Source organism: Anditalea andensis (assembly GCF_000714815.1).
Classification (GTDB): domain Bacteria; phylum Bacteroidota; class Bacteroidia; order Cytophagales; family Cyclobacteriaceae; genus Anditalea; species Anditalea andensis.
In genome coordinates this window covers 1-15093 of record NZ_JMIH01000035.1, presented here as the reverse complement: position 1 = coordinate 15093, position 15093 = coordinate 1, and the positions used below count along the sequence as shown (strand labels likewise).

17 protein-coding genes are annotated in these 15093 nt (G+C 35.8%); 12 read left to right on the top strand and 5 right to left on the bottom strand.

Annotated elements, in window-relative coordinates:
• Positions 1-6: 6 nt before the first annotated feature.
• Complete coding sequence (locus EL17_RS21105) at positions 7-213, bottom strand: hypothetical protein (RefSeq protein ID WP_035079210.1); 207 nt, start codon at positions 211-213, stop codon at positions 7-9.
• Positions 214-627: 414 nt separating this feature from the next.
• On the opposite strand from EL17_RS21105, the gene EL17_RS21100 reads away from it, so the two are divergent.
• From EL17_RS21100 to EL17_RS21070, 6 genes are all read left to right on the top strand, one after another.
• Positions 628-1257, top strand: coding sequence for a helix-turn-helix domain-containing protein (locus EL17_RS21100; protein ID WP_035079207.1), 630 nt, complete (start codon positions 628-630; stop codon positions 1255-1257).
• A 147-nt stretch (positions 1258-1404) separates the two neighbouring features.
• Entirely contained in the window at positions 1405-1800 is a 396-nt protein-coding gene (locus EL17_RS21095) for a hypothetical protein (RefSeq protein ID WP_035079204.1), read from the top strand.
• Between the two features lie 1000 nt (positions 1801-2800).
• Complete coding sequence (locus EL17_RS21085) at positions 2801-3859, top strand: helix-turn-helix domain-containing protein (protein WP_035079198.1); 1059 nt, start codon at positions 2801-2803, stop codon at positions 3857-3859.
• Between the two features lie 103 nt (positions 3860-3962).
• Positions 3963-5054, top strand: coding sequence for a DUF4932 domain-containing protein (locus tag EL17_RS21080; protein WP_035079194.1), 1092 nt, complete (start codon positions 3963-3965; stop codon positions 5052-5054).
• Positions 5051-5395 (top strand): hypothetical protein, encoded by a 345-nt coding sequence (locus tag EL17_RS21075; RefSeq protein WP_035079192.1) that lies wholly within the window; start codon positions 5051-5053, stop codon positions 5393-5395. The genes EL17_RS21080 and EL17_RS21075 overlap by 4 nt, the downstream gene beginning before the upstream one ends.
• Positions 5396-5404: 9 nt before the next feature.
• Positions 5405-6253: a carboxypeptidase-like regulatory domain-containing protein gene (locus EL17_RS21070; RefSeq protein ID WP_035079190.1), complete on the top strand. Its 849-nt coding sequence runs from the start codon at positions 5405-5407 to the stop codon at positions 6251-6253.
• 256 nt (positions 6254-6509) lie between these two features.
• On the opposite strand, the gene ltrA is transcribed toward EL17_RS21070, so the two are convergent.
• Both ltrA and EL17_RS23690 read right to left on the bottom strand, forming a co-directional pair.
• Positions 6510-7790 (bottom strand): group II intron reverse transcriptase/maturase, encoded by a 1281-nt coding sequence (gene ltrA / locus EL17_RS21065; RefSeq protein ID WP_035079188.1) that lies wholly within the window; start codon positions 7788-7790, stop codon positions 6510-6512.
• Between the two features lie 11 nt (positions 7791-7801).
• Positions 7802-8095 (bottom strand): hypothetical protein, encoded by a 294-nt coding sequence (locus EL17_RS23690; RefSeq protein WP_164675204.1) that lies wholly within the window; start codon positions 8093-8095, stop codon positions 7802-7804.
• 353 nt (positions 8096-8448) lie between these two features.
• Between EL17_RS23690 and drt3a the strand changes: the two genes are divergently transcribed.
• Together drt3a and drt3b are read left to right on the top strand one after the other, a co-directional pair.
• On the top strand, positions 8449-9660 hold the full coding sequence (drt3a, locus tag EL17_RS21060) for an antiviral reverse transcriptase Drt3a (protein WP_084166308.1): 1212 nt from the start codon (positions 8449-8451) through the stop codon (positions 9658-9660).
• Complete coding sequence (drt3b, locus tag EL17_RS21055) at positions 9661-11622, top strand: antiviral reverse transcriptase Drt3b (RefSeq protein ID WP_035079184.1); 1962 nt, start codon at positions 9661-9663, stop codon at positions 11620-11622. It abuts the gene before it with no gap.
• Here the strand turns inward: drt3b and EL17_RS22895 are convergent.
• Positions 11552-12607: a transposase gene (locus EL17_RS22895; protein ID WP_205623603.1), complete on the bottom strand. Its 1056-nt coding sequence runs from the start codon at positions 12605-12607 to the stop codon at positions 11552-11554. The genes drt3b and EL17_RS22895 overlap by 71 nt on opposite strands.
• 543 nt (positions 12608-13150) lie before the next feature.
• Between EL17_RS22895 and EL17_RS21045 the strand changes: the two genes are divergently transcribed.
• The 4 genes from EL17_RS21045 to EL17_RS24285 all read left to right on the top strand — a co-directional run bounded on the left by EL17_RS21045 (position 13151) and on the right by EL17_RS24285 (position 14892).
• Positions 13151-14011: an Rpn family recombination-promoting nuclease/putative transposase gene (locus tag EL17_RS21045; protein ID WP_035079181.1), complete on the top strand. Its 861-nt coding sequence runs from the start codon at positions 13151-13153 to the stop codon at positions 14009-14011.
• A 229-nt stretch (positions 14012-14240) separates the two neighbouring features.
• The gene (locus EL17_RS21040; protein ID WP_084166307.1) at positions 14241-14609 is read left to right on the top strand and encodes a type II toxin-antitoxin system RelE/ParE family toxin; all 369 of its coding nucleotides are present in this window, start codon (positions 14241-14243) and stop codon (positions 14607-14609) included.
• Positions 14606-14737 (top strand): hypothetical protein, encoded by a 132-nt coding sequence (locus EL17_RS24290; RefSeq protein WP_316932682.1) that lies wholly within the window; start codon positions 14606-14608, stop codon positions 14735-14737. Before EL17_RS21040 ends, EL17_RS24290 begins: the two co-directional genes overlap by 4 nt.
• An 8-nt stretch (positions 14738-14745) precedes the next feature.
• A complete protein-coding gene (locus EL17_RS24285; protein ID WP_316932683.1) occupies positions 14746-14892 on the top strand; it encodes a helix-turn-helix domain-containing protein in 147 nt (48 codons plus the stop codon).
• Here EL17_RS24285 and EL17_RS23945 read toward each other — a convergent pair.
• The coding region (locus EL17_RS23945) for a hypothetical protein (RefSeq protein WP_035079179.1) at positions 14884-15093 on the bottom strand (210 nt) is incomplete at its 5' end. The two genes, EL17_RS24285 and EL17_RS23945, sit on opposite strands and share 9 nt — an antisense overlap.

Here is a 15093-nt window from a genome sequence, read left to right as displayed (position 1 = left end):
TAGTTTTCAAATCGGGTTCTTAGGCTTGCGCTCAAAGAGGATGTCGAAGACTGACTGCCCGTAGTCCTCTGACAGTGTCAATAAATTCAGCTGCCATGGCTGACAGGTTTTTCCGGATCCTCCATGCAAAGCAAACAAACATAGTCTTATCCTACCCAGCAGCTGGGTAAAAGATTTGATGACTAGGTGGCTGTATATGTTGCTCGCTTTCATGATCGGAAATTATAAAAGGAGTCTGGATAAGAGGTCGAAAAAAGGAAAACTATAGCGTGGATTCCCATCAACCATGCTGCTAGCTTCTGACGGCATACGGAACGGTATAACGATAGGTCACCCACGACTATAGTTTATGCAAATATAGCATAAAAAAAGTCATGGGTATTTACCTACCGTCTCGTCCGTACTTAATTGTCAGAATTTGCAGCCGAGACTCTTAGTAAATACTCAAATCATCCTAAAAAAAGGACAACTCACTTTAATTTATTTTTCAAGCAGTTAAGTTATTAATCAACTGGAAATGAAATTATTAATATTTAACCAAATATATAAAAATGTCAAATCATATCCAAATATTAAAACCACTTTTTACAGGTTTTATTTAAAAATATCATTTGCGTTTTTTAATCTATGGCAATCCATCATGAACCAAGTGAAAATAAAGACGTAAATCAGACCTCAAATGATCAAGAATACTTCCAACAAATACTTGGAAAGTACATTAAGAATTTAAGGAAAAAAGCAGGATTTAAAAGTGCAAGAGACTTTGCAGTAGCATATAATATAGGTGATTCCCAGTATGGATATTATGAAAGTGGCAAAAAAGACATGCGTCTAAGCACATTGATTAGGATTTTCGCTATCCATAACATCTTAATAGAGGATCTATTTAAAATAAACATTTTGAGTCCAGAAAATGAAGATCCTAAATTATTAGAAAGCATTAAAAAAACATCAATAGAACAAGCTAGAGAACAAGTAAAAATCCAAAATGGAAAAGAATTTGCAGATAATCTGTCAGATAAAGATCTAGAACGAATTTTAAAAACTTTAATTTTCTGTATCAGGCCTAAAAGCAAAAAAGAGATTTTACACGAATTAGGTCTAATAAATACATCTAATAATTTTCAGAGGGTAACAGGATTTATTCAAGAAAATGAATGGATAAAAAAAACCAACCAAGAAAACCCTAATTCTCCCAAACAAAAATACATCACTACTGAAAAAGGGAGGACTATAATTCAAAAATCATCAATATAAATTTGGGTAAATTGTAAATAATACCTAGAATAGGGTACTTGTTGTTTGGCGGGGAATGGATGCGCTGTGTATGCCATATGGAATAAATAGCGCAATTTTTGCGTGAGGCAAAAGCGTTATGAGGCACTTTAACAAAACACGCTTCCAATGACATCAAAACGTTATTACATATCTCTTGACGACAAAATAATTGGTACGACTGAACTTGAAAAAGCAGACGCCCCGATGGGTATTGTATTTGGACAAATACAATTTAACGATATTATTTTTGGGTATGACTTTTTTAAAAAATATTGCCTTGAAAACATCATCGAATTAGCTGACAGCTATCCAGAAGACAAATTTATATCAACTCGAACAATTGAGAAATTAAAAGTTATAAATGAAAAAGGAATTGAAATTAAAAGTAAAGGAAATCAAGTAAGTGGAATGGATGGAGACGAATTTGAAATCACATTGGAAGGAGTAGCTTATCCATTTTTTGAAGAAGAATTTCCTCATCACGTTACTGCATATAATGACCAATTCAAAGAAAGCGAATGATGACAGACAAGATTATAGAAATTGGCATTGACGATATTTTTAAGCCGAAAAAAGAACTGTTTACGTTGATTTATAGAACAGAAAAAGTTCATTGAGACAAAAATGAACTTTGTCTGTATATGCTAAAACCACTAGAATGGACATATTTTGATTGGTTTCGACTGGTTTTATAACTTTTTTGGTGGATCCTTCGGATCCATGCGAAAAGAGGGGCTTAGACTCATCATAGCTCATATCTAAATCGGTAGTCCAGATCAAAGTAACGATTTTAAGTGGCATAATATATTATAAAAATTAGGTCAAAATCAGACATTATTCCGGAGGTCATTGGGCCATATTTTATGAAAATCTATTGGCCAAATCATCCTACCTTAAGCAAAGAACGATTTGATCTCCTCTACCCTTCCTTCATGGGAAATGAAAACTTTATGCTATTGCCTTTTAAATAGATACGTATTATATTTAGGTATGAAGTTGAAAGTTGTTTATCACCTTATTAGTTTTAAGCCTCCGGGGAATCGGGGGCTTTTTTCTTGTAAAAAGAATATATAAAAATAATTTTTACGGTTCCTGAAAAAAATCGCTCCTACTCCCCTAATACGATTTATAGAAAGTGGCCTTTAAATAGGGTTATTTGTATTACATAATATGGTAGGGAATATACCTAGATTAGGGTATTGTTTAGGGGTAGGAAAATGATTTTATTGGGGAGGGATAAAAATGAAATCGTTGAAATATAATTTATGTTTATCCAATTTATTGACTGGTTGATTTATATACTATAATAATCATCTTAATTGATTGATAATAAACAATCCTAAATTGATTAATGAATAAACAAATGCATAATTTAACCCTGATAGATTACCCCCAATTATCAGACTAATGCCCCCAAATATGGGTGCATTGGCCTGATAAAGTCAGGGGTATAAACAAGTTGTGCCTAATTTGAAAAATAAAACCGAATCTTTGAAATAGGTAGTTGCCTAAGATTATAAAAATGAATAATATCCTAGAAAGCGTATTTCTAATTTCTGCTGGTTTGGGCTTTTTACTCAGCGTGGCACTGATGACAGACCTTTTTCGCCCAAACAAAGCGAATTTTTTCTTAGGGATAATTATATTCTTTTTATCTATTCAATTATTGTTTTCGTGGGGATCCTATTCCGGATATAATAATTCGTCTGGAAACTTTCCTTTTTGGATTTTCTTAACCTATAATGTATTACCTCCTTCTGTTTATCTATTTACAAGGCACCAGCTTAACACACGCGTCAAGCTTAGAAGTTGGTATGCGATTTTATATCTTCCAGCACTCGCCGAAATATTAATCACTGTTTTTATTAAGCTGGGTATTATTTTCTATCCGGCAGACTTAATGGAATATCAAGTATGGATATGGTTTATAGACTATATTCCTATGATAGGGTTTATTATTTCGTTAGGATATTTCTGGAGGAAGTACGGAAAAGCCAGAAAGAATAATGAATTAAAGTTGGAAAAAGACAATTGGATATATCATTTAAATCTGATGCTACTTATGGGGGTTCTGACCATTATAGGCTTACTCTGGTTGGCTTTCTCTCTTATTGGTTGGGAGAAATTCTCGATTATCGAATTCCTACTGGTATTTCTGCTTTTTGTTTTCTCATTTTTACGTTTTTTAAATAGTAATTCTAATCTAATGATGACCGTGAAGAGTAGAGAGGATGCTTTTCCAAATTATAATGACCAAGAGGAATTGAAAAGGCTCAAAGATGTAATGGATGTAAAACAATTGTTTATCAATCCCGATCTTTCATTAATAGAATTATCAAAAGAATTGGGATTGCCATCCCGTTATCTTTCTTATCTAATTAATAGGTATCATCATAAAAGCTACAAGGAATTCCTTAATCAATATAGGATAGATGCTTTTATAGCAAAGGCCCAGTCAGATGAAATTAAAAATAAAACACTTTTAGGACTTGCCATGGAATCTGGATTTAATTCCAAATCCACTTTCAACCAAGCATTCAAAAATTATAAGGGAAAATCCCCATCAGAATATTTAAAATAATTTTTTATTACGTCTTAATCCCTGTTTCGGGAAGTCCGAAAACCTGTTTTTGGACGCATAATGCCTCGATTTTTCATTCTTTTGTTCGAAAAAAGAATCACACATGAAATCAATTATCAAAAATCAGATAGTTACTGCGCTGTTGTTTTCGATTACAGTTCTGAATGCTCAATCTCAATCATTGAATGAAAGGCCTAGAAATTCTAAGGATATTATTTCAGTTGAATTCCTGAAGAATATAGAATTTCTGGGATTTGTACTCCACATTGGAGACACCGAGGCCGATTACTCACAAACTTTTACAAATCACCCATTAAGATTGTTCTTGGATAAAAAAAGGGAACAATTGAGGAATGAAGAATCTATCTCAAGAGTCTTTGAACTCGGTGAAGAGCTATCTTATTCCCTTTTTGTAGAGCTATTTACAAAAATGGATGAATTGCCACATAATGATGGGTATGAAATCCCCTCCGAACTCCTGCAAAAATACAGTCTCAATACATCTGCAGATATTTCGCTCATGCAGGAAATTATGGAGCAGGTTTACATATTTTATGAACAATCTGAATTTGAGCTCTTTTGGAAGACCCATCAAGAGTGGTATAAAGGCGCCTTGAAAGAAATTAATGAAATAAAGCCGGATAATGTACTGATAGATGTTTTGGAAAATTTTTATGGACAGCAATTTGCCAAGTATAAAATTATTCCCAGCCTTACCTTTTGGCCAGGGCCTGGATTTGGTTTCGAGGGAGAAAACATTGCCTTTTTCGTATTGGGTCCCTTTAACCATGACTTGAAATTTAATAATACGGAAAGGCTAAAAACACTAGCAATTCATGAATTCGGTCATGCTTTTGCCAATCATATCCTCGAAACATCTTGCATAAATATAATTGAAGAAACCCGGCCACTTTTCGATCCAATCGCAGAATCAATGTATTCCCAAAGCTATCCGGGATGGTCTTACAGTGTCAATGAACACTTTGTAAGGGCTGGTGAAGTATTGGTTCCTGAAATGATGAATAATAAATCCTTAAGTGAGTCAAATTTGTTCTTCAATACGGAGGAAAAAAATTTTATCTATCTATCTTTTATTGTAGATCAATTGAGAAAATACCGGATTTTAGAAGGACTTTCCTATGAGGAATCTGTCCAAAAGACTTTAGAAGATTTAAAGAAAAAATTTATGCCATGAAAAAGCTTATCTATACCCTTTTAATTCTAACTGTTCTTACTTGCACAATAGGATGCCAGTCTCACCGAAAATTAACAAAACAAGCAAGTCAGATTGATTCTTTGGAGGAGGCTTTAAATCTGAAAAAAAAATATCCCACATCAGAAATTGAAATTCATAAGCTGGATTCCATATCGTTTTTCAACAATAGCATTTATTCTCGTTTGCAACCGGGGGTTTTAATGAGAATAGGCCAAGAAAATAGCCAAGCCGCTAACCTATATAAACTTTTAAAGGTAGATCAGACGCCAAATAAGTCAGAAACCTTTCAATATTATGTCTTACAAGTTCATCTAAAATAGAGTTCTCCTATGATTAATTTAACCAAATTTATATTTTCCATTTTTGCTTCAACTTTTATTTGTTCACTGCTTCATGCTCAATCAATAGGTGGAACAATCACTGATGAAAAGACAAGAGAACCTTTATCATATGTGCATATTGGTATTTCCGGTAAGGGAATTGGAACAATTTCCGACGAAAAGGGGAGGTTTAACCTTCAATTGCAAGAAAGTTTCTTTTCAGACACTCTTACTTTTTCAATAATTGGGTACAATATCTTCTTTACACCCATATCTGATTTATTAGTAGGGAATGGAAATATTAAGATGACACAATCAGTCATTCAGTTGAAGGAAGTGATTGTCGAGGGCCAGAAATCCAAGGAGCTTTTGAGATTTGGCCGTACCAAACCAACAAAAGTTACAACCGGTGCATCTGGCATTGAATCCTATGGAATAGGTCAAGAAATAGGCACCACAATTAAAAGCGATGGAGGAGTTTATTTAATTGACGCTATAAATTTTCATCATCGGTGGAATACTGTTGACAGCATTCTGTATCGGATTAACATTTACTCCATAAAGGACCAAATGCCCCACAATTCCATTCTTGAAAAAGAGCTATTTGTAATGGCGTATAAAAGAGATAAGTGGGTAACCAAAAAAATTGATGACTTGATTCTGTTTGACCAAGATCTTTTTGTAAGTATTGAACTAGTTCGAAGGTGGAATAATAAAGGTGATAATCAACTATTTTACTCCCATGGCGATGGACTAAGAGAGTGGCAGAGCTACATTCGACCAACTAGTCTAGCTCCATGGACCAGCGAATTTTCAATTCCCTTGACTCTCTATCTTTCTGTTGAGAAAATTGAGTAAGAAATACTATTTTTCAAATAGTTAAATTGATATTCAAATTTACCTATATCTTATTTACTATGGTATCCATGGAAAAATTTTATAGCTGGGACTGACGAAATCCCTCAGTTTTTTTTGACAAAGAAAGATTAAAGCAGAAATACGAAAGAAAGATGATTTGAATAAAAACTAGGCACAATTGAGTAGACGGCCGTGAGCTATAAGCTCACGGTGCGCCTCTCACACCACCGTACGTACGGGTCTCGTATACGGCGGTTCACTGGATTGTAGGTTGCGTTTTAAGATAATAGGAAAGCATCGACTCATACCCTTTTCTTCTTAGGCGTGACAAAGTGATAGTGGTTATCAGAATCGGACTCTGAGCTACTGCCCATCCTCCTTTTCTTGTTCTACTCCATGCGTAGGCATGGTCTTGATCCACCCCTAATCTGATCAGGTTTTTACGTTTCCGCTCGGGTTTCTTCCAGTCATGCCAGATACAGTATCGAAGTCGGTTTCTTAGCCACTCGTCGAGTGATTTGAGCTTTGCTGAGATACTGGCAAGGAGGTAGTTATTTACCCATCCTCGCCATACCTCTGCAAGCTTCTTGAGTCTTTCTTCAAAGCTGTATGGTTTGGTTTTCTTGGTGATCTGCTTGAGCTTGCGTTTCAGTGAGTCCCAACTGTTTTTCTTCACCACCAACTGATATTTTCCTTTGACTCCTTTTTGATACGTTGGGACAAATGCGTGTCCCAACATCTCAAAATTGGATGGTCTTCGGATACCACTCTTCTCTCTGTTGATAGGTAGTCTGAGTTTGTCCCTCAGGAAGAGGTAAATCTCGTTGCCTACTTTCTTGGCCTCCTTCTTTGACCTGGTGTAGATACTGAAGTCATCCGCATAACGGACGTATTTCAGGTTTCTCCGTTCCAGTTCCTTGTCCAATAAGTCCAGAAGGATGTTGGACAGTAGCGGACTGAGTGGCGAGCCTTGCGGAACGCCTTTTCTACGTTTGTACAGCTTTCCGTTAATCTGGATAGGTGCACGCAGCCACTTTCGGATAAGCCTTAGGGTAGTCGGACATTTTACCCGTTGGTAGATCAATTGAAGTAGAACCGAGTGGTCAACCTCGTCAAAGAATCCCTTAAGGTCGATGTCCACTATATCCTGATAGCCATCATTGATGTTTTTCAGGGCTTGTGTTACCGCCTTATGGATGTTCTTCTCTGGGCGGAAGCCGTAGCTGTATTCCTCGAACGTAAGCTCATATTTGGTCATCAGCACTTGGCTTAACGCCTGTTGGAGCCATCTGTCCACTACTGTGGGAACTCCGAGCAATCTTGTCTTTCCGTTACTCTTGGGTATCTCGACCCCTTTTATAGGTTTGGGTACATAACTGTGGTTGAGGATGGAGGTGGCAATCCTATCCCTGTTGCTTTCCAGAAAGGAAAGCATTTCGGTGACCTTCATGCCGTCCACCCCTGCCGAACCTTTGTTCCGCACTACCTGTCGGTAGGCTTTGTAGAGGTTCTTACGGTTGAGTACTTTTTCTATCATAACTTAATCTGTTAACCCTGTCCGCTTAAGATAAGGCTGCCACAAAAGTTGCTCCCTATCGAATTTGGACGTAATCCAATGTTCAGTCCTTCGCTGCCCAGTGAGACCTCTGTAGCTCTTACAGCTCGTTGCCGGCAACTACTATGACCTCGGCTGACTTCTCTTAGGTGTTCCCGACACCCAAAGACCTCCCTCGGTAAGGTGAATATCCTTGTGTCTATCTCTGCCATATCTACTACTTCGGTACTTCCTCCCTTGCGGAAGGTTTGGACTTCGGCATGATGTGTTACCTCATCCGACCTCATAGCCTCAGTATATGGTTCCTGTTCGTCAGTACAGACACCGCAGTCTGGCTTACTTCACTGCATGCCTCACGGCAAACCAGCTTGCCACTTGCTTGGCTTCGGGACGTTACCCCCGCGCTTAAGGGACTTTCACCCGTTGGAACGGTCAACTTTTTGACCTATATTCACCATTCAAGGCACACACAGCACCTAAGAAAACATGGGGCGATTATTCATCAGATAAGCTTCCTTTTTTTCGGCTACCTTTATATTTGACCGAAAGGAAATCGCTCTGAAATGCCCCACGTTTCTTAGCTGCGGACCGTTGGCGGTCATTGTAAGAGACGACACCGAAACAGAAAAAGAGTAACAAAATGAATCAATCATTCCAAAGACAACAGTTAATACGACTTTGCAAAAAAGCAGAGTACATTGACTATGGAATGACCATTAAACAGCTTACAGATTCTCTTGACACATCTTATGAAGAGATTGCAAATGATTCTTTCGAATTCTCACTCAAACAAGTAAGTGAATACTTCTTGACAAAAGACCTTCCTAATAAGCTCATTTTAAGGAAACTAAATGACAACATAAAAAGAATTTACAAAGACGAACAAGCCAACAGAAGAATAATAATATCCCAGGTGAAAACACTTCTTTCTGAGACGTGTCCTTTTTGGGTTATGAAAACAGACATTAAAAGATTTTATGAAAGTATTGATAGAAAAAGACTGATTTCAAAATTCCACGATGATTCTATGCTTTCTTATCAATCAATGTTTTTAATGAAAAGAATTTTTGAAAATCCAATATTGGTTGGAAAATCAGGCGTTCCAAGGGGAATGAACATAAGTGCGACAATGTCCGAGTTGTATATGCGTAAATTCGACAGATGGGTACGTTCCTATGACAGTGTATACTATTATGCAAGATTCGTTGATGATATTATAATTTTTTCAAACTCGCTAAAAGACTCTTTAAGTTTGATTGAAAACTTAAACCCTCAATTGAATATTCTTGCAGAAGGCCTTTCTATCAATGAAAAGAAGACAGAACTCTTTGATGGAAAGACTTTAGAAAACCTTGACATAAATAATGGAAAGAAAATACGATTAAAGCATAAGCTTGATTACTTGGGATATTCATTCAGGATAGAAAACGGGAGAACTAAAAACCGTAAATTGATAGTATCAATTGCTGAAAAGAAGATTACAAAGATAAAAACCCGAATTATTAAAGCTTTTTTGGATTTTTCAAAAAATAAGGATTTTGATTTACTTGAAAAGAGAGTTCAATTTCTAACAGGAAACTATAGTATTCGCAAAAGTGAAGAAGGAAATTCATTACGAGCAGGTATTTATTATAACTATTTACAAGTTACAAGTCATTCAGTTTTTATTGAGCTAAATCAATTACTAAGAAAATCAATATATAGCAAGAGCCCGAATTTTGGTGTTAAAATCGGACTAAGTAATATTCAAAAAAGCAAGCTAAGCAAGTATTGTTTCTTGGCAGGGTTTGAGAAAAAGGTATTTTTTGAATTCTCGTATATCGAAATGCAACAACTAATTAAATGTTGGTAAATGGGAAAGATTAAAATAAATAAAGATGATAAAGCAAGAATTCTACTAACTGAACTCTTACCCTATGAAGTGCCAATGCTCTTTTCAAACGAAGGTTTTTATAAGTTAGTTAGCAATGGAAAATATAACACTTTTTTTGACAGAATACTTCAGTTATCAAAGGCAGGTGGTGATGGAAGAAAATATGGAATACCTTTCAATTATGAAATAAGGAAAAACATTGAAGGTGACACAAGAACGCTTAGCGTAATTCATCCATATTGTCAATTTTACTTTATCGAGCTTTATGAAAAGTATGACTCTTTAATGCTACATTTATGTTCAAAAAGTCAGATTTCGCTAAGAAGAATCTCAAAAGTCGCAAAGTTCTTTTACTCACCTGACTTTGTTTACTCAGAAGACAACCATAAGAATGCTGAATTAGAAGTCGAACCAGATATTTTAAATATAGAATCGCAATATTTAAAATCATATTTCACTTACTATCCAATAGATTTAATTTATAAATTCTATGATAGAAATGAATTTCAGAGACTTGAGCAACGATTCAACTATTTAATGGAGTTTGATATTAGTAAATGTTTCTATCATATTTATACTCATTCCGTTACTTGGGCTGTAAAAGACAAAGAATCAGCAAAAAGAAATGCGAGAGAGACATCTTTTGAAAATTCATTTGACAAGTTGATGCAACTAGCAAATTACAACGAAACCAACGGAATTGTTGTTGGTCCTGAAATTTCAAGAATTTTTGCAGAAATTATCCTTCAACAAGTTGACCTTAATGTCTCTAAAAGATTAGAAGAGCAATATAAATATGGGGTTGATTATGAAGTTCGAAGGTATGTTGATGATTATTTTGTTTTTTCAAATGACCCCAAAATACTTGAAACAGTAAAAAAGGTTTTTCAAAAAGAACTTGGATTCTATAAGTTATATCTCAACCCAACAAAATCAGATATAAAAACCCCTCCTTTTATTACAAATGTTACTGTTGGAAAACGTGAGTTACAAGGGCTTTTATTAAGCCTGTATGAATCGCTTTTTGAAATCAAAGAAATTAAAACTGTAGGGATTGAAAAGTTAGAGCAAGTCAAAGTCCTTACGAGAATTAGACGACCCAACAGCATTTCGCAAAAATTCATTAAGGATTTTCAGTGCGTAGTAAAACGTAACAATCTAACGTATGACATTTTAAGCAAGGATATTATTAGATTTTTCAAAACGAAATTCACTAAAATCTTAAAAGAAGGTGAACTTGAAAAAGACAAAGAAGTAGTTGAGAACCTATTTATAACGCTTTTCGATATTTTATTTTATGCTTACTCTCTTAATATAAACTCAAATACAACTTTTAAACTTGCACAAATAATTGTCCTAGCGTGTAAGTATTTAGAAAAGCAGAAAGCCGATTTAAAACACACTATTTACTCCAAGATTTCTAAAGAAGCTGATTTTGTGTTGACCAACTTTCACAGAAAATCAAAAACTTCCGAGACTAATATCGAAATCTTGAATTTAATTTTAGCTCTAAAAAAACTTGATGACAGCTATGGATTAAGTGTTAAGAAACTTAAAGAAATATTAGGCATTGACAAAGCAGACGGTTTCAAGAGATTAAACTATTTTCATATCATTACTCTGCTTTACTACATTGAAAATAAAGCAGTTTATGCTGACCTGAAAAAGGAAATAGAGAATAATGTTGAAGTTAGGTTTTTAGAAGATGAAGACCCTTTTTCAAAATCAGAATTGACGATGCTATTTTTTGATTACATTAATTGCCCATTTGTTGATGACAAAAGCAAAAGAAAAATAATGCAAAGTTCAGGATATGCTACTAGCAATCTTGCTGATAAAATTAAAGAGATTACCGACCAGGAGATTTGGTTTATGAATTGGAATACAGAAATAGACTTAGAAAGAGTTTTAAAGAAGAAAGAATGGGGTTCATCATATTAAGACTTTGGGATTGGTGCTGTAAGAGCAAAGGGGTTCGCAAGAAACCTGAATACGACTTGATAAAACAATTTTTGAGACGTCTTGAGAAAAGTTTTGTTGAGTTGAGTCTGAAGCAATTTAGACACCACACACGACAACTTACAGTTACCAATCCCTCTTTTTTGAACGACAACCGGAAGAAAGAACAACGAACCGCCAATTGAGGTACTGTCTTAAATTCCAAGTAATTTTTAAAGGTTTTTATTAAATTTACAATAGCGAAAAGCGGCGATTCTTTGCACGGAAGTTCATCTACTGTAGGACTGGTTTTCTCCGGTCCTACTTTTTTGGTGGATCCTTCGGATCTAAGCGAAAAGAAGGACTTAGACTCATCATTACCGGAACATTCTAAGTGATTTATATGATAAAGTGGATCATATTCTTGGTCTTTTTTCCACAATGCCCATATTAAAATTAATAATTTTCTCTGAACAGCTACGTATGCCTGCATTTCCGTTTTCCCTTTGGCAATTAGCCTTTCATACAACGCTTTAAATGGACCTTCTTGATATCTGACTACTCCGAAAGCAGGGAGGTGCATTGCCCTGCGGATATGGTGGTTCCCTTTTTTGGACATTTTTGTTCTGCCATTATGCTTACCGGATTGATTCTCCACTATGTCGTATCCTGAATAGCTAACCAATTGTCCTTGGTTTTCAAAAGTTTCATATCCGTTGGTTTCAGCCAGCAGTACCGCAATTGTTTTTATACCCACACCCTTTATTTTCAAAATCTTGTTCACTCTATTTGCGGGTTTTTCATCATCCTTAATCAGCTTTTCAATTGCCGTGTTTATATTGGCTATGCCTTTTTCAAGTTCTCTGATTAGCTTATTGAGGTTTTTTTCAACCTGCTTAAACGGATAGGCACTGTGGCTCAGGGCGTGCAGCTGGTTTAAAAATACCGTCCTTTGGTTGTTGAAATCCTCCAATTGGCGCGTCAGCAACCGTAAACGATAGATATTCTTCGACAGCGGCCGCCAAGGAGACAAATTCTGTTCAAGAACCGTTAATGGATCGGCCAGCTGTTACCAACGCTATCGGACCAAACGATTATTCCTCGGCAAGTTGCTCCTCAGCAGAGCTTGCTTCCGCTTCATCGTGATATTGTAAGTTAGAATAATCTTTTCAGAAATAGAAACAGTATCTATATTTGAAGAATCAAAGTGTCAACCATTTTTAGGACGCTACCCTTTATTCACTTTAATATTATTTTTCAAAGGAGTTCATGAATGCTCCGCATTTCACCCGTTGGAACGGTCAATTTTTTGACCTATATTCACCATTCAAGGCACACACATCACCTTAGATACAGCGGGCGATAACCAGTAACTATAAAAATAAGTATCTTTAAGAAGTTAGAAGTAAGTTTGAAGAATACGGTTCCGAATTCCCGCCATTTCCAAGGTGAATCCCGTTACGCCTCCTTATGAGAAGAAAAAGAAACAGCCAACCTCAAAAAATAGTATCTTTGTAAAAAGATAATTCAAATGGCTGAATTTGCAGAAAAATATATAAACCCTTTCACTGACTACGGATTTAAAAGACTCTTTGGAGAAGAGCCTAATAAAGACCTTTTACTTGACTTTTTGAATGTTCTGTTAAAAGAAGAGCAGGGAGAAATCAAAGATCTGACCTACTTGAAAGGTGAACAATTAGGAGCCAACGAGGTGGATAGGAAAGCCATTTTTGACCTTTATTGTGAAAATGAAAGAGGTGAAAAGTTTATCGTAGAGTTGCAAAAAACCAAACAGAACTTTTTTAAAGATAGGACGGTCTATTACTCGACTTTTCCAATTAGAGAGCAGGCAAAACGAGCAGATTGGAATTATGAATTAAAAGCGGTTTATACTATTGCCATCCTTGACTTTGTGTTTGATGAAGACAAAAAAGAGCCTAATAAGTACCGCTACGACATTAAGCTTTCTGACATACAAACTAAGAAAATCTTCTATGACAAACTGACCTTCATTTACCTTGAAATGCCAAAATTCAACAAGACCATTGATGAACTAGAAACAAGATTTGATAAGTGGCTATTTGTTCTAAGGAACCTGAACAAACTTGACAGGGTTCCTGACAAACTGCGGGAACATATATTTGAGAAACTCTTTGAAACAGCAGAAATCGCTAAGTTTACTCCTGCACAGATTCAGTCCTACGAAGACAGTTTAAAATATTACCGTGACTTGAAAAATTCTTTGGATACGGCTAAAGAAGAGGGTATTGAAGAAGGAAAACTTCAAGTTGCCAAGGAAATGCTAAAAGACAATGAGTCAATAGACAAAATAATTAAGTACACAGGCTTAACTAGAGAACAAGTAGGAAAGATAAAGAATAACGAGGCGTAACACTGCATATAGCTTATGGCGGGTAAGTTGGTTATTCAGGCTTTTCTGCATTATTCAAACCTCATCCTGGACTAAATGGAAAGTGCATAAAAAACCGCCACTACGCCAAGCCACAAAACAGAGGGTGTCTGCCAAAACAACATAAAACACCTCCTTTTCAAGTTTTACAATGTTTCTATATTTAGAAACTTTCTCTATTTTTTGAAGCGTTACAACAAGTAGACACTTAATGACATACTTTGAAACTATCTTCCATGAAGAAGCGGAAGATTTTGTAGCGGCACTCGATAGAAAAACCATTAAGAAAGTGCTTTACAATATCGACATAGCCAAACAAACCAAAGACCCTAAACTTTTCAAAAAACTAGAGCGAGAAATTTGGGAGTACAAATCCGATTACTTGCTTTTTGGGACAAGGAAGATAGCAAAGAAACAATTGGTGTTGGCCACTCACGGTTTTGTGAAGAAAACCGATAAAGTGCCTAAAAAAGAAATAAACAAAGCTGCTGCTGTTAGAACGGGCTATTTTGAGAGCAAGAAAAACAAAAAAATAATATGGCTACTAAGGAAATGCGAAAGACAACATTGGCCGAGATGAAAGATAAATACATCGGCAAAGAAGGGACAGCCGAAAAAGACTCCTATGAGTATGAATTGAAAATGGAAGTATTGGGCAAGATGATTAAGTCAGTCAGAAAAGAAAGAAAAATGACACAGGACAATTAGGCAAGCTTATCGGAGTTCAGAAATCCCAAATTTCTAAATTGGAAAGTAGTGCCAACAGTGCAACTATAGACACTATTATGAAAGTTTTCAGAGCATTAAAAGCAGATATTAACTTTCATGTAAAAATGGAAGACAATTTTGTAAAACTAGCATGAAAAAAGAAGGCCGAACACCCAATTGAGGTACTGTCTGTAATTTTTAAAGGTTTTTATTAAATTTACAACAGCGAAAAGCGGCGATTCTTTGCACGGAAGTTCATCTACTGTAGGACTGGTTGATACTGGCCCTACTTTTTTGGTGTCTCCTACGGAGCCAAGCGAAAAGAAGGGCTTTGGCTCATCATTACCGGAACATTC